The sequence below is a fragment of the Serratia sp. BIGb0163 genome, from assembly GCF_024809935.1.
In the GTDB taxonomy this organism is placed as follows: domain Bacteria; phylum Pseudomonadota; class Gammaproteobacteria; order Enterobacterales; family Enterobacteriaceae; genus Serratia; species Serratia quinivorans.
Genome location: NZ_JANUDZ010000004.1, coordinates 152,928 through 172,631, shown reverse-complemented (window position 1 = coordinate 172,631; position 19,704 = coordinate 152,928). Strand labels below are relative to the sequence as shown.

The 19,704-nt window shown below is 57.2% G+C and carries 14 protein-coding genes; 7 read left to right on the top strand and 7 right to left on the bottom strand.

What is annotated here, in order from left to right:
• Positions 1 to 40: 40 nt before the first annotated feature.
• The 3 genes from M2406_RS15940 (at position 41) to ggt (ending at position 3,448) form a co-directional block, all read left to right on the top strand.
• Entirely contained in the window at positions 41 to 622 is a 582-nt protein-coding gene (locus M2406_RS15940; protein WP_129939655.1) for an ACP phosphodiesterase, read from the top strand.
• Between the two features lie 229 nt (positions 623 to 851).
• Complete coding sequence (locus tag M2406_RS15935; protein ID WP_085115428.1) at positions 852 to 1,454, top strand: peroxiredoxin C; 603 nt, start codon at positions 852 to 854, stop codon at positions 1,452 to 1,454.
• A gap of 230 nt (positions 1,455 to 1,684) precedes the next feature.
• On the top strand, positions 1,685 to 3,448 hold the full coding sequence (ggt, locus tag M2406_RS15930; RefSeq protein WP_259190605.1) for a gamma-glutamyltransferase: 1,764 nt from the start codon (positions 1,685 to 1,687) through the stop codon (positions 3,446 to 3,448).
• Positions 3,449 to 3,513: 65 nt separating this feature from the next.
• On the opposite strand, the gene malZ is transcribed toward ggt, so the two are convergent.
• Positions 3,514 to 5,337 carry a maltodextrin glucosidase gene (gene malZ / locus M2406_RS15925; RefSeq protein ID WP_259190604.1) on the bottom strand — a complete coding sequence of 608 codons (1,824 nt, stop codon included), beginning with the start codon at positions 5,335 to 5,337 and terminating at the stop codon, positions 3,514 to 3,516.
• A gap of 249 nt (positions 5,338 to 5,586) precedes the next feature.
• Here malZ and M2406_RS15920 point away from each other — a divergent pair, with 249 nt between their 5' ends.
• A complete protein-coding gene (locus M2406_RS15920) occupies positions 5,587 to 6,852 on the top strand; it encodes a mechanosensitive ion channel family protein (RefSeq protein WP_259190603.1) in 1,266 nt (421 codons plus the stop codon).
• 131 nt (positions 6,853 to 6,983) lie between these two features.
• Positions 6,984 to 7,247 carry a hypothetical protein gene (locus tag M2406_RS15915; RefSeq protein WP_012005488.1) on the top strand — a complete coding sequence of 88 codons (264 nt, stop codon included), beginning with the start codon at positions 6,984 to 6,986 and terminating at the stop codon, positions 7,245 to 7,247.
• Between the two features lie 222 nt (positions 7,248 to 7,469).
• Here M2406_RS15915 and proY read toward each other — a convergent pair whose 3' ends face one another.
• The 6 genes from proY to phoB all read right to left on the bottom strand — a co-directional run bounded on the left by proY (position 7,470) and on the right by phoB (position 15,014).
• The gene (gene proY / locus M2406_RS15910) at positions 7,470 to 8,876 is read right to left on the bottom strand and encodes a proline-specific permease ProY (RefSeq protein WP_012005487.1); all 1,407 of its coding nucleotides are present in this window, start codon (positions 8,874 to 8,876) and stop codon (positions 7,470 to 7,472) included.
• A 71-nt stretch (positions 8,877 to 8,947) separates the two neighbouring features.
• A complete protein-coding gene (gene brnQ, locus M2406_RS15905; RefSeq protein WP_012005486.1) occupies positions 8,948 to 10,267 on the bottom strand; it encodes a branched-chain amino acid transport system II carrier protein in 1,320 nt (439 codons plus the stop codon).
• Positions 10,268 to 10,714: 447 nt separating this feature from the next.
• The gene (locus tag M2406_RS15900; protein WP_259190601.1) at positions 10,715 to 11,821 is read right to left on the bottom strand and encodes a cobalamin-independent methionine synthase II family protein; all 1,107 of its coding nucleotides are present in this window, start codon (positions 11,819 to 11,821) and stop codon (positions 10,715 to 10,717) included.
• Between the two features lie 207 nt (positions 11,822 to 12,028).
• The gene (locus M2406_RS15895) at positions 12,029 to 12,967 is read right to left on the bottom strand and encodes a PstS family phosphate ABC transporter substrate-binding protein (protein ID WP_012005484.1); all 939 of its coding nucleotides are present in this window, start codon (positions 12,965 to 12,967) and stop codon (positions 12,029 to 12,031) included.
• A 16-nt stretch (positions 12,968 to 12,983) separates the two neighbouring features.
• Positions 12,984 to 14,300, bottom strand: coding sequence for a phosphate regulon sensor histidine kinase PhoR (gene phoR / locus M2406_RS15890; RefSeq protein ID WP_012005483.1), 1,317 nt, complete (start codon positions 14,298 to 14,300; stop codon positions 12,984 to 12,986).
• Positions 14,301 to 14,324: 24 nt separating this feature from the next.
• A complete protein-coding gene (gene phoB / locus M2406_RS15885; RefSeq protein WP_012005482.1) occupies positions 14,325 to 15,014 on the bottom strand; it encodes a phosphate response regulator transcription factor PhoB in 690 nt (229 codons plus the stop codon).
• A gap of 201 nt (positions 15,015 to 15,215) precedes the next feature.
• On the opposite strand from phoB, the gene sbcD reads away from it, so the two are divergent.
• Both sbcD and sbcC read left to right on the top strand, forming a co-directional pair.
• On the top strand, positions 15,216 to 16,448 hold the full coding sequence (gene sbcD / locus M2406_RS15880; protein WP_259190600.1) for an exonuclease subunit SbcD: 1,233 nt from the start codon (positions 15,216 to 15,218) through the stop codon (positions 16,446 to 16,448).
• On the top strand, positions 16,445 to 19,696 hold the full coding sequence (gene sbcC / locus M2406_RS15875; RefSeq protein ID WP_259190599.1) for an exonuclease subunit SbcC: 3,252 nt from the start codon (positions 16,445 to 16,447) through the stop codon (positions 19,694 to 19,696). The genes sbcD and sbcC overlap by 4 nt, the downstream gene beginning before the upstream one ends.
• Positions 19,697 to 19,704 lie beyond the last annotated feature (8 nt).

The following is a 19,704-nucleotide window of genomic DNA, read 5'->3' as shown; positions in this document are numbered from 1 at the left end:
AAATAAGGAGGATTTGCATGACTTCAGGTATAGTTGCCGGATGAATTATCTCGCTCATCTCCATTTAGCCTCACTGGCGGAAAGCTCGTTGCTGGGCAATCTGTTGGCCGACTTCGTGCGCGGCAACCCTGCCGGCGAGTACGATCCCGCCGTGGTGGCCGGCATTATGATGCACCGTCGCGTCGATGTACTGACCGACAACCTGCCGCAGGTAAGAGCCTGCCGCGCCTATTTCTCTGAAGAACACCGACGCGTGGCCCCCATTACGCTCGACGTGGTATGGGATCACTTTCTGGCGCGCCACTGGCAACAGCTGGAACCCTCCCTCAGCCTGCCGAGTTTTACCCAGCAAGCCCAGAGCCAAATCCTGCCGCATTTGCCGCTGACGCCGCCACGCTTTCAGAATCTGAACGGCTATATATGGCCGGAACGCTGGCTGGAGCGCTACGCCGAACTGCCGTTTATCGGTAACGTGCTGGCAGGCATGGCCAGCCGTCGTCCGCGTCTGGCCGCATTGGCCGGCTCCTTCGCCGACGTGGAGCGCAACTATCATCAGCTTGAAACACAATTCTGGCAGTTTTACCCACAGATGATGCAGCAGGCCAAAGACAAGCAGCTGTAAGGTCAAGCCAAAGCCTTTGAAAATGCGATGCTTTACAAGAAATTGCTTTTTAAGCCTTGCCCTTTTATGGGAAAAGGTTATTTTTAAAGACTGCTAAATTTAATCACCGACTTTGATAGGTGAAAGCTATCTCATTGATTGGTCTTTTACCCTTTCTTCACCAAGTCGTGGCCCCTATACTGGCCCTTGCTTTTACATCAACCCCTTAACACCTATTACAGGAGTAATTATGGTCCTGGTAACTCGTCAAGCCCCTGACTTCACTGCAGCTGCCGTACTTGGCAGTGGCGAAATCGTAGAAAACTTCAACTTCAAGAAGCACCTGAACGGCAAACCAGCCGTCCTGTTCTTCTGGCCGATGGACTTCACCTTCGTATGTCCTTCTGAGCTGATCGCATTCGATCACCGCTATGAAGAATTCCAGAAGCGTGGCGTTGAAGTGGTTGGCGTTTCATTCGACTCAGAATTTGTCCACAACGCATGGCGTAAAACCCCTGTCGAGAATGGCGGCATCGGGGAAGTGAAATACGCAATGGTTGCTGACATTAAGCGTGAAATTCAGAAAGCTTATGGCATCGAGCACCCAGAAGCAGGCGTTGCCCTGCGTGGTTCTTTCCTGATCGACAAAGAAGGTGTGGTTCGCGCTCAGGTTGTTAACGACCTGCCAATCGGCCGTAACATCGACGAAATGATCCGTACCGTTGACGCGCTGCAATTCCACGAGCAACACGGCGAAGTTTGCCCGGCTCAGTGGGAAAAAGGCAAAGCAGGTATGGGCGCATCTCCGGACGGCGTAGCTAAATACCTGTCTGAGAACGCTTCCAAGCTGTAATTTCAGCCTGCAAGTGTATCAACCGGCCCTCGCGGCCGGTTTTTTTTGCTCTTTTTTAGGGCACATCGCCCCCATTGCGTGCTTCATTTGCTTGTTTCCGCTCACATTTACCCGGCTATTTTCCGCACAATCCCTTAACTCTGGCTAGTATCAATAACGCTGGCCCGCTCTTTGCACGTCAGGAGGGGCAAGCCAAACACAATAAGAAAACTGACAGGGTAGGAATAACTATGTTTTTACAAAAATGGAGCAAGCCGCTGACCATGGCGGCGCTGCTGGTCAGCAGCAGCCTGTATGCCGCCTCCAATCCGGCGGTCGAAGCCAAAAACGGCATGGTGGTGACATCGCAACATCTGGCCTCGCAGGTCGGCGTGGATATCCTGAAACTGGGCGGCAATGCGATTGATGCGGCCGTCGCCGTGGGTTATGCGCAGGCGGTGGTCAACCCGTGCTGCGGTAACATCGGCGGTGGCGGCTTTATGACGGTGCACCTGGCCGATGGCACCGACACCTTCATCAACTTCCGCGAAACTGCGCCGGCAGCGGCCAGCGCCAACATGTATCTGGATGCCGCCGGCAACGTGAAGAAAGGTGCCAGTCTGTACGGCTATCTGGCCGCAGGCGTGCCGGGCACCGTGCTGGGCATGGAAACCGCGCGCAAAAAATACGGCAAACTGAGCCGCGAGCAGGTGATGGAGCCGGCAATCAAACTGGCACGCGAGGGCTTTGTGCTGACCCGCGCCGATACCGATATCCTTGATACCACCATCGCACGCTTTAAACAGGATCCGGAATCTGCCCGAATCTTCCTGCGCCCGGACGGCACGCCGTTGCAACCGGGCGATCGCCTGGTGCAGAGCGACCTGGCCAATACGCTGGCGGCCATCGCCAAAGAAGGCCCGGACGCCTTCTATAAAGGCAAAATTCCCCAGGCGGTAGAGGCGGCAGCCAAACAGGGCGGCGGCATTCTGACGGCAGCCGATTTCGCCAATTACCAAGTCACCGAAACCCCGCCGATTACCTGCAGCTATCGCGGTTATAAGTTTGTTTCGGCTCCCCCGCCAAGCTCTGGCGGCGTGACGCTGTGCGAAATTCTCAACGTGGTTGAAGGTTACGATCTCAAGCGCATGGGCTTTAATTCGGCGGCGGCCATCCATACCATGACCGAAGCGATGCGCCACGCCTATATGGACCGTAACACTTACCTCGGCGACCCGGAGTTCATCAAGAACCCGATCGACAGGCTGGTCAGCAAGAGCTATGCCGAAGAGATCCGCAAGAAAATCGTCGCGGACAAAGCCACGCCGTCAGAGAACGTGCAGCCGGGCATGGAACCCCACGAGAAGCCGGAAACCACCCACTACTCGATTGTCGATCATCAGGGCAACGCCGTCTCCACCACCTATACCGTCAACGGTCGCTTTGGTGCCGTGGTGATAGCCCCGGGGACCGGCTTCTTCCTCAACGATGAGATGGACGATTTCACCGTCAAAGTCGGCGAGAAAAATCTTTATGGGCTGGTGCAGGGAACCGCCAACAGCATAGCCCCCGGTAAGCGCCCACTATCGTCGATGAGCCCGACGCTGGTGACCAAGGACAATAAAATCTTTATGGTTCTCGGCTCGCCGGGCGGATCGCGCATCATCACCATCACTCTGCAAACCGCCTTAAACGTGATCGACCACGGTATGGCGCCGCAAGAGGCCGTAGATGCACCGCGTATCCACCATCAGTGGTTACCGGATGAGGTTTACTACGAACAGCGCGGAGTTTCTGCCGATACGCTGAAAATTCTCGGCGGCATGGGTTACAAGATGGTTGAGCAAACGCCATGGGGCGCCGCCGAACTGATTCTGGTCGGCCTGCCAGGTGCCGCAGGCGTCAGCCCGGCCAACTCCGGTAATGACTCCGCGGTTTCCGGCAGAGTGCGCGAAGGCTACCTGTACGGCGCCAATGACGTTCGTCGCCCGGCCGGCTCCGCCGTAGGTTATTGATCTGACTGGCCATCCGAACACCCACTAACCCATAAAGGGGCCGGTATACTGGCCCCTTTACAGAACTAACCGACACGTCGCCACAGAGTCACGGACTCTTCACCCAGTTGCAGCGAGATCGCGTTTTGCGTGTCATTTAACTCGCCATCCCCTTCCAGCCGTTGCCATTGGCCTGCGGCCAGCAACGGGCCGTGTGGCAGGGTCACGCTGCCGCTGCCGTCACGCTGTAACGCCACCAACACCTGTTCCTGTTGGTAAATACGCACAAACACCAGCGTTTCAGCGGCGGCATGCAGCACCTGACAACCGCCGCGGCGCAGCGCCAGACTCTGTTTGCGCAGCGCCGCCATGCGCTGGTACAGGGCCAACAGGTTCTGATCCCACTGGCTTTCATCCCACGGAAAAGGCTTGCGGCAGAACGGGTCGTTGGCCCCATCCAGACCAATCTCGTCGCCATAATATAGGCAGGGTACGCCGATCCAGCTCATCAGCCACACCGCCGCCATGCGCATCCGCGCCTGATTGCCCTGTAATAGCGTCAGAAAACGTGCAGTGTCATGGCTGTCGAGCTGGTTGAACTGAATCAACTGACGGCCATGCGGCAGCCCGGCCCGATAACCGTCCATCCACTGGGCGCAGTCCGCCGCATCCAGCTGCACCGGGTGGTGCGCCACGTCCAGTCCGGCGAGGAACCCCCGCACCGGCAGGGCAAAGCCCATGTAATTCATTGCCGCATCTTCCACGCCGGCATGCAGCCAGCGACGCGCGTCGCCAAAATGCTCGCCCAGCACGTAGGCCTGCGGGTTTTCCTGTTTAACCGCCTGATAAATGCCCGCCAGATGCTGCAAATTGCCGGTAGCGCCCCCGTTCTCACCCAGCATGTGCACCACATCCAGCCGCCAACCGTCGATGTTGTACGGCGGCCGCAACCAATGGCGCACCACACTGGCGTCACCGCGATAAATCGCTTCCGCTACCTGCGGTTCAGCGAAATTAAGCTTCGGCAGGCTGGCATTCCCTTTCCAGTCGAGCGCGCGGCCATCGGGGTAGAAATTGAACCAGCCACGGTAAGGTGAATCGGGGTGATGGCAAGCGCCGTTATCCCCTTGCTGGTGGCGGTCAAACCACGGATGCGAATCGCCGGTATGGTTAAACACCCCGTCCAGCACCAGTTTCACCCCCACCTTGTGAGTACTCACTCGCAAACGCTGCAGGGCGGCGTTGCCGCCGAGATAGGGATCGACCTGGTAATAATCTTCGGTATCGTATTTATGTACGCTGGGCGCAGTGAAAATCGGATTCAGATACAGTGCCGTCACGCCCAGCTGCTGTAGATAAGGCAGTTTTTGGCTGATGCCATCCAGATCGCCACCATAGAAGGTGGACGCGGCATGCCGATCTTCCAGCGGATATTGCCAATCGCGGCGTACAATATCGCAACCGGCCGCATGATGGCGATAACTGCCACTTTGAATGCAATGTTCCCCCCCGCTACTGGAGAAGCGATCGGGGAAAATTTGATAGAAAACCTGATCCGCCACCCAGGCCGGGCTGCGGTCGGGCACGTCGACAGCAAACTGCGCCAGTTGCCCCGGCGGCGTCAGCGACCAACCCTGGGGGCCGAACCATTGCTGACAGGCGGCCCAAACCAACTTGAAGCAGTAACGACGGGTTGGCTCACCCTCATTGAGCGTCAAACTGGCCTGATAGCGATGCAGCCCGTCAATATGCTGCACTTTCATCGTCAGCAACCATTCTTCATTATCCGGCTCGGCGCGTAAAAACACCCGTTCGGGCACATCATCACCCTGTAACCACAGCGTGATATCAAGACGTTGCCCCTTCTTCACCACAAAGGGCGGGACCGGTTGATGCCAGGCGTTAAGCATGACTTTCCTCCTGCTGTACAAAACGAAATCGACGACGTTATTCAATGCCACGAACAATGCCACGTTGAGTGCCAGTCCCCCTCCTCTCTGGCCGGTAAACTCGGGGAGGAGCCGGGGGGTGGAGATAGTTGGTCAGCGGCAAGCCTATGTAAAAAATGGTAAAAAGACGCACATTGTGGCCCGCAGCCATTAGGCTAACGTGTTTTGAGTCTATTGGATATTTTTTGCACATTTTTTAAAGGAGCGGCAATGCAACAACAGATAACCCTGTGGCTGGAGAAGTTCGGGCTGGAATTTAGCGGGGTGATGTCTCTGCTGATGGTGCTGGGGCTGATCGTCCTGATTTCGGTGGTGATCCATCTGGTGCTGCACCGCGTAGTGCTGAGGGCAATCCAGCGCCGTGGCCAGCAATCGCAACGCGTATGGCAACAGGCAATCACCCAATACAAGCTGTTCCAGCGTATGGCGTTGTTATTGCAGGGGGTGATCATTAATCTGCAGGCGGTGCTGTGGTTACACGCCGGTGGCCAGACGCAGGCGGTTATCGTCACCGCCGCCCAGGTGTGGATCATGGGCTTCGCCCTGCTGTCATTGTTTTCCCTGTTGGATACGCTGTTGGCGATGCTGCGCCAAAGCCCGATTTCAAACCAGTTGCCGCTGCGTGGCATTTTCCAGGGGCTGAAGCTGGTAGCCGCCATCCTGATCGGCATCATGATCGTCTCCTTGCTGATGGGTAAGTCACCCTTGCTGCTGCTCAGCGGACTGGGGGCGATGACCGCGGTGCTGATGTTGGTGTTTAAAGACCCGATCCTCGGTCTGGTGGCCGGTATTCAGCTTTCCGCCAACGATATGCTTAGCATCGGCGACTGGCTGGAGATGCCGAAATACGGCGCAGACGGTGCGGTCACCGACATCGGCCTGACCACGGTAAAAGTGCGCAACTGGGATAACACCGTCACCACCATCCCGACCTACGCGCTGATCTCCGACTCTTTTAAAAACTGGCGATCCATGTCGGAATCCGGCGGGCGGCGCATCAAGCGCAGCATCAATATCGACACCACCAGCGTGCATTTTTTGTCGGATGAGGAACAGCAGAGGCTGAACCGCAACCCGCTGCTGCAACGCTATCTGAACGATAAAACGCAGGAGTTAAGCCAACATAATCAGCAGATTGCCGTAGATCTCAGTTCCCCCCTCAACGGCCGCCGCCTGACCAACCTTGGCACGCTGCGCGCTTATCTGGTGGCATACCTGCGCGCCCACCCGAATATTCATCAGAATATGACGCTGATGGTGCGCCAATTAGCGCCAACGCCGGAGGGCCTGCCGCTTGAGATTTACACCTTCACCAACACCACGGTCTGGGCGGAATACGAAAGCATTCAATCGGATATCTTCGACCATATTCTGGCGGTGATTAACGAATTCGACCTGCGGGTACATCAAACGCCAACCGGCAACGATATGCGCAGCATGCTCAGCCAAATGCGCCAGGCGCCCGACCTTTCCTGACGCAGGTTGACGTAACTGTTTCTGCCGGTAATGACTCTCAACCTATGGACAACGGATGTCTCGGTCCGCTTCTCTTTCGGCAAAAAAACCGCGTTAATGCGTTGATTATCGCCCGCAGAAGGAAAAGAGGATTGCTGAAATCATTACGCCACCGGCTGTTTACCCTGCTGGCCACGCTGCTGTTTATTGGCTGCCTGCACAGCGCTTCGCTGGACGAAAGCCATATGAGTCGGACCTTGCAGCCGGCGCTTAGCGCCCTGAGCAGCAATATGCAGGATATCCGCGAAGTGCTGGCGCGCGCAGCAGGAGAAGGGAAGGAAGAACGGCTGAACGACAGCAGCCTGCGCATCGAAGCTCGCTCCTCCGGTGACGATGAGCCAGAGGAACAGCATTAAAAAAACACCGGCGCATGGCCGTAATGCCGTTAGTTAAGCAAAATTCTGAATAAGAATGTACGACGTTGTTTAAGTGGGCGTCCCCCTCTCCCAAGGGAGAGGGCCGGGGTGAGGGGCTTTCGCGTTGGTTTGTATCCCCTCACCCTAACCCTCTCCCAAAGGAGAGGGAACAAGATCACCTTAACTTACAAGCATTACGGCGCATGGCCGGTGTTTTCATTTTCAATCCTGCTGCTGCGCCAGCACCGCCAGCTTCTTCTGGTGGTTGAGCTTGAAGTAGTAGCCCGCCAGCAGTACCACCACCCAGACCAGACCGGCGTACAGCGATACGCGGGTGGTTGGGAAGTAGCCAATCAGGCCGATGATAAACACCAGGAAGATGATCGCCACTACCGAGGTGAACACGCCGCCGCGCAGCGGGAAGGCCAGGTTTTTCACCTGCTCTTTGCTCAGGCTGCGACGGAAGGCAATCTGCGAGAACAGGATCATGATCCACACCCACACGGTGGCGAAGGTCGCCAGGGAGGCAATCACCAGGAACACGTTTTCCGGCATGATGTAGTTGAGATACACCGCCAGCAGCAGCGCCAGCATCATCACCACCACCGTGACCCACGGAATACCGCGTTTGGAGACCTTGCTGAATATCTTCGGCGCGTGGCCCTGTTCAGCCATGCCGTGCAGCATGCGGCCAACGCCAAACACGTCGCTGTTAATCGCAGACAATGATGCGGTGATCACCACAAAGTTAAGGATACCTGCCGCCACGGTAATCCCCATGTGCTGGAAGGTCAGCACGAACGGGCTGCCATTGGTGCCCACCTGGTTCCACGGGTAGATCGACATGATGACGAACAGCGTACCGACGTAGAACACCAGAATACGCCACGGCACCGAGTTGATGGCCTTGGGAATCGAGCTTTTCGGATCTTTCGCTTCACCGGCGGTGATACCGATAATTTCGATGCCGCCGTAGGCAAACATCACCAACTGCAGCGACAGGATCATGCCGATAAACCCGTTACTGAAGAAGCCGCCGTTAGACCACAGGTTATGGATACCGGTCGGCTGTCCGCCGTTGCCAATCCCCCAGATGATGATGCCGATACCGGCAGCAATCATGATGATGATGGTGGCCACTTTGAAGAACGAGAACCAAAACTCCAGCTCACCGAACACCTTCACGCTCATCAGGTTGATGGCGCCAATCACCAGCACCACGCTCAGCACCCAAATCCAATGCGGCACCTCAGGGAACCAAATCCCCATATAGATACCGAACGCCGTCACGTCGGCAATCGCGACAATCAGGATTTCAAAACAGTAGGTCCAGCCGGTGATATAGCCGGCCATCGGGCCAAGATAGTCCTGCGCGTAGCGTGAAAACGAACTGGCCTGCGGGTTGTTGACCGACATCTCGCCCAGCGCGCGCATGATGATAAAGGCGACAATACCGCCAATCAGGTAGGCCAGCAAAACGCTCGGGCCGGCCATTTTAATGGCGTCCGCCGAACCGTAGAACAGACCGGTGCCGATAGCCGAGCCAAGAGCCATAAAGCGAATGTGACGCGTACTGAGACCGCGTTTCAGCTTATTGGCCGCAGGAGCGGCGGGTGACTGTTGTTGCATGAAGATAACCCGTGTTTTTTAAACGTAAAAAAGCCACGGACAAGTCCGTGGCCCAAAATTTAGCCGGGGAATTAGGAGTGCGCGGTCACTTCGGAGCGCGAACAAACCCGGTCATAAATTGCGACCAGCACCAGCATCAGCAGCGACGGCGGCAACCATGCCAACCCTTGATCCGCCAATGGCAGGTGATTGGTCCACTCCGGCAGGAAGTGCTGGAAGGTGGACGCTTTCACCGCGTCAAGGATACCAAACAACAGGCTGACTAACATCACCGGCGCGATGATACGCGGCGCGCTGTTCCACCAGCGCTGAGTAAAACTCAACACCACCAGCACGATACACGGCGGATAAATCGCGGTCAGTACCGGGATAGAGATCTGGATCAGATGGCTCAGGCCCAGGTTGGAAACCAGCATCGAGAACAGACCCAAAATGAACACCAGCGTCTTGTAAGAGAACGGCAGGTATTGGGCAAAGAACTCGGCACAGGCGCAGGTCAGGCCAACCGCAGTCACCATACAGGCGATAAAGATCAGCGCGGCCAGGAAGAAGCTGCCCAACCCACCGAAGGTGTTCTGTACATAAGCATGCAAGATCACCGCGCCGTTGGTGGCATCCGGCACCAGCACACCGCTGCCGGAACCCAGCTTGAACAGGCTCAGGTAAACCAGCGTCAAACCGACACCGGCGATCAGGCCCGCCAGAATGGTGTAACGCGTCAGCAATTTGGCATCCTTCACACCGCGGGAACGCGCAGCGTTAACGATGACGATGCCGAAGACCAGCGCGCCCAGCGTATCCATGGTCAGATAGCCGTTAACGAAGCCGGTAGAGAATGGAACGTTCTGATAGACCTCGGTGGCCGGAATTGGCGTGCCCGCAGGCCAGGCCAGCGCGGCAATACCCAATGCGCCCAGCGCAACAATTTTCAGCGGTGCCAGTACGTGGCCAACGGTATCGAGCAAGCGGCCCGGATACAAAGAGATGCCTATCACCAGCGCGAAATACACCAGGCTGTAAATAAACAGCGGCATGGCGCCGTCACCGGTCAGCGGTGCAATGCCCACTTCGAAGGAAACGGTCGCGGTGCGCGGGGTGGCGAATAGCGGGCCAACGGCCAGATAGCAGACGGTCGCCAGCAGCAGACCGGCGCGACGCCCAATTGGCGTACTCAGGGCGTCAATGCCGCCACCGACACGAGCCAGCGCGATCACCGTCATCACCGGTAGACCGACGGCTGTGATCAGGAAGCCGATAGCTGCAGTCCAGACGTGTTCACCGGACTGTAAACCGACCATCGGCGGGAAAATGATATTCCCGGCACCGACGAATAAGGCAAAGGTCATAAAACCCAGTGCAATAATATCTTTTGACGTTAAACGATGACTCATACGATGTCGTGTTGCCTGTTCAAATGAAAAAAAGTGTCCGATACGTGGTGGCGTTATGCCCCACCCGGTTGCCGGCTTGCCATTTCATCGCGAGACCAAATAAGAGCAGAAAACGCATAACGTCCGGCGTTTTGTCCTTATTCGAAAGTGACCACTCATGATGATGGGCAGAGTTTTAGGAGTTATAAATGGAGGTTTAGTCCGACAACGGGGGCTAAGTTAAACGTTTATAGCGTTGAAAGGCAAGACGCATGACAAAAAGCAGAGTTATAGACCAGATAATCTTTCGAGGCCAGTCGATCATAGTGGCTATCAATAAATATACAATACATGATTTGTATAATTTTTAAGCGACAGATTCACAAAACGTGAAGGCTTTGGCTAATGACCGCGCGAAAACGCCAATAAACAGCCAGTTTTCGCGCAGTCTGAACGGGTTTTTCGCCGTTACCAAACCTGCCGGGCAATATTCACCACGCTTTGCAGTTTATTCCACTGCTGTGATTCACTCAGGCTGTTGCCCTCTTCGGTCGAGGCAAAACCGCACTGGGTACTGAGGCAAAGTTGGCTGTGGTCGACAAACTGCGCGGCCTCCTCAAGACGCTGTTTCACCTGCTCAGGATTCTCCAGTTCACCGTTTTTGGTGGTGATCAGCCCCAGCACCACCTGCTGTTTACCTGGTTTGATAAAACGCAGCGGCTCAAACCCGCCGGACCGCTCATTGTCATACTCCAGGAAGAAGGCGTCGATATTCACCTGACCGAACAGGATCTCCGCCACCGGCTCATAGCCGCCTTCGGAGATCCAGGTGGAACGGAAGTTGCCGCGGCAAACGTGCAACCCAATGGTCAGATCGTCCGGCTTGTCGGCGATCGCGGCATTCAACACATCGGCATAAATACGCGCCAGGCGATCCGGATCCTCTCCGCGCTCGCGGATCTGCCGGCGTTGTTCGTCTGAACACAGATAGGCCCAGACGGTGTCATCTAGCTGCAGATAGCGGCAACCGGCATCATAAAATGCCTTGATCGCATCGCGATAGGTTTGGGCCAGATCGTCGAAATAGACGTTCAGATCCGGGTAGACCTGACTGTCGATGGCCTTGCGCCCACCGCGAAAGTGCAGCACGCTCGGGCTTGGAATGGTCATTTTCGGCACCGTATCACCGGCGATCGCCTTCAGGAAGCGGAAATCTGCCAGCATCGGATGCTGCGGGTTAAACCCCAACTTGCCGACCACCTTGATGCTGCGCGCCCGGGTTTGCACGCCGTTGAACTGGATCCCCTGCTCCGCGTCATAGCCTTCCACGCCGTCCAGCCCTTCCAGAAAATCAAAGTGCCACCACGCCCGGCGGAATTCGCCGTCAGTCACCACCGCCAGGCCGAGCTCTTGCTGTTTGGCCACCGCCAGACGGATCTGCTGATCCTCAACCGCCCGCAGCTCAGTAGCGTCAATGTCGCCTTGCTGAAACTGTTGGCGAGCGGTTTTCAGCGCTGCAGGGCGCAACAGACTGCCGACAACGTCAGCGTGAAAAGCGTGGTTGCAATCGCACATATTATGACTCCCGGTAGCAGGTAAAAGATCGGGCCTTTACCTCAGTAATTGACAGTTTGAATTATTACGCCAGGTTATTATGGACATCCAGACGTCTAAAAAAGATAGAAGCATGCTGTCATACCCACTGCCGGGCAGCAATAGAAGAAATTTCATCGGTAGTGAGAGAAATTCATGTTGAGGGCGAATCAACGCCCCGAGGGGAATTTATTGCAGACCCAACGCCCGGCGGGTTTTCTGCAAAGTAGCAGAAGGCAGCGGCAGATAGCCGTCATGGTTCACCAGGTTTTGTCCGGTGTCGGACAGGACGCGATCGAGAAATGCGGCGGTCAGCGGCTCCAACGGCTGGTTGGGCGCTTTGTTAATGTAAATATACAGATAGCGCGACAGCGGGTAGCTACCGTTGCGCACGTTGGCATCGTTGGGGGTGACATAGTTTTCGCCGGACTCGGCCAGGGGCAACAGCCGCACGCCGCTGGCGCGAAAACCAATGCTGGCGTAACCGATACTGTTCAGCGAACCGGCCACCGCCTGCACCACCGAGGCAGAACCGGGCAGTTCATTGACCCGTGGCATAAAGTCACCGCCACACAGCGCACGCAGTTTGAAATAGCCGTAGGTGCCGGATGCCGAGTTACGCCCAAAGCGTTGCAGCGCGCGCTGCTGCCAATCGCCGTTCAACCCCAGTTCACCCCAGCGCGTCACCGGCTGATTTTCGCCACAGCGCAGGGTAGCGGAGAAAATTCGGTCAAGCTGCTGCAGATTAAGACCGCGCAGCGGGTTGTCCTGATGTACCAGCACCACCAGCGCATCGACGGCGACCGGCACTGCCAGCGGCGCATAGCCATAGCGGTGTTCGAATGCCGACACTTCCGCCGCCTTCATCGGTCGGCTCATCGGCCCCAGCTGCGCGGCCCCCGCAGCCAAAGCGGTCGGCGCAGTTGAGGAGCCCGCGGCCTGGATCTGCAAATTAACGTTGGGGTAATGCTGGCTGAAGTCCTGCGCCCACAGCGCCATCAGATTCGCCAGCGTATCGGAACCGACGCTCGACAGGTTGCCGGACAGCATGCCGTCCGGCTGCGCTAACGCGCCACGGCTCACCAGCAGCGCCAGGCAAAGCAACAGCCCTCGGGTCATTCGGATCATACCTGCCTCTCGCGCGTTAATTTTTCACCGCATTCTCTGATAAAGCTGCGGGAACAATCAACCGGTTAGGCAAGGTAAAGATGAATCGGGTGCCAATCCCCTGCTCACTGAGGATCTCCAATCTCGCGTCATGGTGGCTGAGCGCATGCTTGACGATCGCCAGCCCCAGCCCACTGCCGCCGGTCTGGCGTGAACGGGCCTTGTCGACGCGATAGAAACGTTCGGTCAGGCGCGGAATATGCTCGGCGGCGATGCCCGGCCCATTATCACTGACCTGGAACTGCGCACCGTTGGGCGTCTGTTGCCAGCTCACTTCAATATTGGTGCCCTTTGGCGTGTGATTGACGGCGTTGTACACCAGGTTTGATACCGCGCTGCGCAGTTGGTCGTCGTTGCCGAACACCTTGAGCTGTTCGTTCACCCGGAAGCTAATCTCATGGTTGCCGCCGCTCAACGACTGCGCTTCCCGTTGCAACACCCGCAGCATCAGCGGGATATCAACCCGTTCGTTCATCTCGACGTTAGGCGCCGCCTCAATCCGCGACAGCGTCAGCAGCTGTTTGACCAGCCCATCCATACGCCGGGTCTGCTCTTGCATGGTGCCCAGCGCTTTGCCGCGCAGCGAACCATCCAGCTCTTCGTCGCTCATCATCTCCAGGTAGCCCTGCAACACCGTGAGCGGGGTACGCAGCTCGTGGCTGACGTTGGCGAAGAAGTTGCGTCGCGCGCCTTCCAGCTGGCGCATTTGGGTGACGTCACGCGCCACCATCAGTAATTGCCCTTCGGAATAAGGCATCACGCGGAATTCGACGTAGTGCTCATTGTTCAACTGCAGCGTCAACGGCCGGGTGAACTCCTGCTGTTGCAGATAGTGGCTGAACTCCGGGTAACGCAGCAGGTTAAGGATGTGCTGACCATTGTCTTCCGGCCAGCGGAAACCCAGCAGATGCTGCGCCAAACCGTTACACCAAAAGATATTGCCTTCGACGGTAGTCATCACCACCGCATCGGGCAGCGATTCCGCGCCGCTGCGGAAGCGTTTGATCAACAGCGCCAGTTCACGCCGCCGACGGCGATTACGCTGCTGCATCTGGTACAGGCCGTAAAACAGCGGTTCCCAGCTCCAGCGGCCAGGGGGTGGCGTCATGCTGCGGTCAACCCACAGCCAGTGGGAAAGTTTGAGTTGGTTGTAGAAATTCCATACCAGCGCCGCCAGCACGGAGGCCAGCAGCAACCAGGGCAGATAACCGAAAATCAGCCCCAGCAACAAGGCAGGCAAGCAGAAAAGGGCCAGCTCCAGGGCCAGCCTCTTCCAGGATAGACGTTCTAGCACGGCATATTCTCCAGCGCGTCGCGATCAGTAGCGCGTTGAGAATCGGTAGCCGGTGCCCCGAACGGTTTGAACCATTTTGTCATGACCACTGGTCTCTAACGCCTTACGGAGCCGACGGATATGCACGTCAACGGTGCGGTCTTCCACATAAACGTTAGTGCCCCAGACGTGATTAAGCAACTGTTCGCGGCTATAAACACGCTCTGGATGAGTCATAAAGAAGTGCAGCAATTTGAACTCGGTCGGCCCCATATCCAGCGCCTGCTCGTTGGCCATCACCCGGTGTGAAGAAGGATCCAGGCTCAGCCCTTGCATTTCAATCACTTCTTCCACCGCCATCGGTGAAATGCGGCGCATTACCGCCTTGATGCGCGCCACCAGCTCCTTCGGCGAGAAGGGTTTGGTGATGTAATCATCCGCCCCGACCTCCAGCCCACGGACACGGTCTTCTTCTTCACCGCGTGCGGTCAGCATCATCACCGGAATATCGCGGGTCATCGCTTCACGCTTCATATGTTTAATAAACTGAATGCCGGAACCTCCGGGTAACATCCAGTCGAGCAACACTAAATCAGGGAACGGCTCAGACAGGCGCGTCACTGCGCTGTCATAATCCTCAGCTTCCAACGGTTGGTAACCATTCTGTTCCAACACAAAGCACACCATCTCACGGATCGGCGCTTCGTCTTCCACCACCAGTATGCGTCTTGCCATCGTCAATCCTGCCAATGTGTTAGCGATCACAGTTGATTGCGGGCGCCATTATGCGTCAGTTTTGTGACAGATTTATGAAATAAATAGCCATGAAATAAACCGGGTGTCATAGGCAGTAAGCATAGCGATTATTTCTAATAATACAGAAACATCATATTCCCTTTATAATCCCTGCCATTACTCTATCGCCCCGGGAGTGTCATGCGCCTGATCCACACCTCTGACTGGCATCTTGGCCAGTATTTTTTCACTAAAAGCCGCGCCGCCGAACATCAGGCTTTTCTGCGCTGGCTGATCGAACAGATCGAACAACAGCAGGTGGATGCGCTGATCGTCGCCGGGGACCTGTTCGATACCGGCTCGCCGCCAAGCTACGCCCGTGAGCTGTATAACCGATTCGTGGTGGATCTGCAGCGCACCGGCTGCCAGTTGGTGGTGCTGGGCGGTAACCACGACTCCGTGGCAACCTTGAATGAGTCGCGTGAATTGCTTTCCTGCCTGAATACCACCGTGATTGCCAACGCACAGAGCGAAAGCGAACAACAAATTCTGGTGCTGAACCAGCGCGACGGCCAGCCGGGTGCGGTACTTTGTGCCATCCCTTTCCTGCGCCCACGCGATCTGCTCACCAGCCGCGCCGGCGACTCCGGAGTGCAAAAACAGCAGGCGCTGCAAGAGGCTATCGCCGACCATTATCAAAGGCTGTACCAAGCGGCCTGCGCGCGTCGCGATGCGCTGGGCTTGCCACTGCCGATTGTTGCCACCGGCCACCTGACCACCGTGGGCGTCACCACCTCCGATTCGGTGCGCGATATCTACATTGGCACGCTGGACGCCTTCCCGGCCCAGGCCTTCCCGCCGGCCGACTACATCGCGCTGGGGCATATACACCGCGCGCAGAACGTCGCCAAATCCGAACATATTCGCTACAGCGGCTCGCCGATCCCACTCAGTTTTGACGAGTTGGGCAAAGCCAAAAGCGTGTTTATGGTGGATTTCAGCGCGGGCGCTCTGCAACAGGTCACTGCGCTGGAGATCCCCAGCTTCCAGCCGATGCAGCTTATCAAGGGTGATTTGGCGCAGATCGAACAACAATTGCAGCAGTTCGCCGATTATCAGGGTGAACTACCGGTGTGGCTGGACATTGAAGTGGCAACACAGGACTACCTTAGCGACATTCAGCGCCGCATCCAGTTACTGGCCGATCAACTGCCGGTAGAAGTGGTGCTGTTGCGCCGTAGCAAAGAACAGCGGCGCCAGGCCATTGAACAGCAGGACAAGGAAACGCTCAATGAACTGAGCGTCAACGAGGTGTTCGAACGGCGGCTGGCGCAGGAGCCTGAAATGGCCGAAGAACGTCGGCAACGAATGAGCCAAATGTTCCAGCAGGTGGTCGAGTCCGTGCGGCACAACGACCAGGAACCAAGCCAATGAAAATCCTCAGCCTGAGATTAAAAAACCTCAATTCCCTGCAGGGCGAATGGAAGATCGATTTTACCGCCGAGCCCTTTGCCAGCAATGGGTTATTCGCCATCACCGGGCCTACCGGGGCAGGCAAAACCACCCTGCTGGACGCCATTTGTCTGGCGTTGTACCACCAGACGCCGCGCCTTAACGTCACGCCGAGCCAGAACGAGCTGATGACGCGCCACACCGCCGAATCGCTGGCGGAGGTCGAATTTGAAGTTAAAGGGGTCGGCTATCGCGCCTTCTGGAGCCAGCGCCGCGCCAAAAATGCCCCGGACGGCAACCTGCAGGCACCGAAGGTGGAGCTGGCGCTGCGTGAAGACGGAAAAATTCTGGCGGACAAGGTACGCGACAAGCTGGATATGACCGCCGCGATCACCGGGTTGGACTTCGGCCGCTTCACCAAATCGATGATGTTATCCCAGGGGCAGTTCGCCGCCTTCCTCAATGCCGATGCCAACGATCGTGCCGAACTGCTGGAAGAACTGACCGGCACCGAGATCTACGGCCAGCTTTCCGAGCGGGTTTTCGAACAGCATAAGCAGGCCAGGGCCGATTTGGATGCGCTGCATCAACGCGCCAGCGGCATTGAACTGCTCAATGACGAACAGCGTCAGCAGCTTGAAAACCAATTAATTGAGCTGGGAACGCAGGAAAATACCCTTGGCGAACAGGCCCGCCAGCAGCAGCAGGCGCTGAACTGGTTACAGCAGTGGCAACAAACACAACAAAAACAACAGGAATACCAACGTCAACTGAACGCGGCCCAGCAGGAACAGGCGGCGGCCGAACCGCAACTGCAGCAGTTGGCGCGCAGCGAGCCGGCAGAAAAACTGCGGCCGTTGCTGAATGAACGTAACCGCTGCCGCAACGATCAACAGGCGCTGCAACAGCAGATAAGCCAATTAACGCAACAGCAAGAGCAACAGCTAGCCCAGATGGCGCCGTTGCAACAGGCGGTGGAGCAGGCCCGTGCGCAACTGCAGGCGCATGTTGAACATCAGCAGACGCAACAGCGGCTGATCGACGAGCAAGTCGTCCCGCTCGATCACCAGATTGCCCAGTTACAGAAAACGCAGGCCGAGCTGCAACAGGCGTGCGATAGCGCTGCACAGCAGTATGCCCAGCAAAAAACAGCGCTGGAACAACTCGAGGTTCAGCGAAGCCAGTTGACCGCACAGGCCGGGCAGCATCAGGAAAAACTTAACGGCCTCACCGCCGCGCTGACGGCGCAACAGCAACAACAAAATACGCTGGAAGCCCAGTCGCCCCTGATGGTACTGCGCCAGCGCCAGACCGAACTGGCCGAGCTGCGCCCGGTACGCCAGCAGTTATTTACCCTGTCTTCCCTGTTTAGCCAGGTCAGCGAACGGCTGGAGCAGCAGCGCAGGGAGTTTGCCGCCCACCAGACGCAACTCGGCGAACATGAAAAACAGCTCGAAGAGACGCGGCAGCAGTATAAACAGCAAAAAGCCCACCAGGCAGACGTGGAGAGAGCCCTCGAGCTGGAACAGCGCATCGTCAGCCTGGAAGCCGAGCGCGCCCGCCTGCAAACCGGTGAACCCTGTCCGCTGTGCGGCTCCTGCAGCCACCCGGCCATTGAGCAGTATCAGGCGGTAAAACCTTCTGAAACCGCATTGCGCCTGGCCCAGATGCGCGCCACAACCGAGGCTTTGTATACTCAGGGCACCGAACTGCGCACCCGTTGCGAAAGCCTGAAAGAACAGCAACAGCGCCAACAGCAGCTCATCACGCAAGACGAGCAACAGTTGGCTACTCACCTGCAGCAGTGGCAAACCCTCAGTACACCGCTGGCATTTGACTTTACCCTGCAAGACGCCGACCGCCTGAGCCAATGGCTGAACGCCTGCGACAACGAAGAACGTCAGGGTCAGGCCACCCTGCTGCAACACGAACAGGCATCGCACGCCGTGCAGCAGGCCAAAGACCAATTGGCCGCACTGCAAACGCAACAGCAGCAGGCGCACCAAGAGAAAGCGCGGCTGGACGAGCGTTACATCCTGCTGGAGAAAAACCACGCCGAAGCCCAGTTGCAACAGCAGCGGCTGCAGCAGCAGTGGCAGGACGGCGAACGAGTCCTTGGCGAGCAACGTTCGCAGCGTCTGGCCCTGTTTGGTGAACAGCAAATCACCCAGGTGCGCGAACAGTTACGCGCCCGGCAAACGGCCTGCGAGCAGGCCAGCCAGCAGGCGGCCGAACAGTGGCAGAAGGCACAAGAGCAACGCGATCGGCTGAGCGGCCAGTTGGCCGGGTTACAACAGCAACTGCTGCAACAGACCGAGCGGCTGCAACAGGCGGAACAAGTGTGGCAACAGGCGTTGGCCGCCAGTGAATTCAGCGACGAAGCCAGCTTCAGCGCCGCGCTGTTGGATGACGACCAGCGCCGACAGCTGCAACAGCGCAAAGAGCAGCTGCAACAACGCCAGGTTGAAGCCAGCGCCCTGCTGGCACAGGCCGTTGACAGCCTGAAACAGCAGTTGCAACAGCGTCCCGAAGGGCTGGATGAGCATCAGACCGATCCCCAGGCCCTGAGCCAGAGTCTGGCAGCGCTGGCGCAGCAGTTAAAAACCTTGCAGCTGCGCCAGGGCGAAGTGCGCAATCAATTAGAAAGCGACACTGCCCGCCGCATCAACCAGCAGTCGCTGTTTGAGCAAATCAGCCAGAGCCAGAGCCAATACGACGACTGGAGCTATCTCAATCAGCTTATCGGCTCCAAAGAAGGGGATAAATTCCGTAAGTTTGCCCAGGGGCTGACGCTCGATCACCTGGTGTATCTGGCCAATAACCAGTTGGGGCGGCTGCACGGGCGCTATTTGTTGCAACGTAAAACCAGCGATGCGCTGGAGCTACAGGTGGTGGATACCTGGCAGGCGGACGCGCTGCGCGATACCCGCACCCTGTCCGGCGGTGAAAGCTTCCTGGTGAGCCTGGCGCTGGCACTGGCGCTGTCCGATCTGGTCAGCCACAAGACCAGTATCGACTCGCTGTTCCTCGACGAAGGCTTTGGCACGCTGGATGCGGAAACCCTGGATACCGCGCTGGATGCGCTCGACAGCCTGAACGCCTCCGGGAAAACCATTGGCGTGATCAGCCACGTGGAAGCCATGAAAGAACGGATCCCGGTACAAATTAAGGTGAAAAAGGTCAACGGGCTCGGCATCAGCCGGCTGGAGCCACAGTTCCGGCTGGAATAACCCAGCTC

Excerpts from the sequence above, each read along its gene's own strand:
- sbcC (WP_259190599.1), top strand. The coding sequence starts at position 16,445 with ATGAAAATCCTCAGCCTGAGATTAAAAAACCTCAATTCCCTGCAGGGC.
- M2406_RS15900 (WP_259190601.1), bottom strand. The coding sequence starts at position 11,821 with ATGTGCGATTGCAACCACGCTTTTCACGCTGACGTTGTCGGCAGTCTG.
- brnQ (WP_012005486.1), bottom strand. The coding sequence starts at position 10,267 with ATGAGTCATCGTTTAACGTCAAAAGATATTATTGCACTGGGTTTTATG.
- ggt (WP_259190605.1), top strand. The coding sequence starts at position 1,685 with ATGTTTTTACAAAAATGGAGCAAGCCGCTGACCATGGCGGCGCTGCTG.
- proY (WP_012005487.1), bottom strand. The coding sequence starts at position 8,876 with ATGCAACAACAGTCACCCGCCGCTCCTGCGGCCAATAAGCTGAAACGC.
- M2406_RS15895 (WP_012005484.1), bottom strand. The coding sequence starts at position 12,967 with ATGATCCGAATGACCCGAGGGCTGTTGCTTTGCCTGGCGCTGCTGGTG.
- sbcD (WP_259190600.1), top strand. The coding sequence starts at position 15,216 with ATGCGCCTGATCCACACCTCTGACTGGCATCTTGGCCAGTATTTTTTC.
- M2406_RS15940 (WP_129939655.1), top strand. The coding sequence starts at position 41 with ATGAATTATCTCGCTCATCTCCATTTAGCCTCACTGGCGGAAAGCTCG.
- phoB (WP_012005482.1), bottom strand. The coding sequence starts at position 15,014 with ATGGCAAGACGCATACTGGTGGTGGAAGACGAAGCGCCGATCCGTGAG.
- M2406_RS15935 (WP_085115428.1), top strand. The coding sequence starts at position 852 with ATGGTCCTGGTAACTCGTCAAGCCCCTGACTTCACTGCAGCTGCCGTA.
- M2406_RS15920 (WP_259190603.1), top strand. The coding sequence starts at position 5,587 with ATGCAACAACAGATAACCCTGTGGCTGGAGAAGTTCGGGCTGGAATTT.
- malZ (WP_259190604.1), bottom strand. The coding sequence starts at position 5,337 with ATGCTTAACGCCTGGCATCAACCGGTCCCGCCCTTTGTGGTGAAGAAG.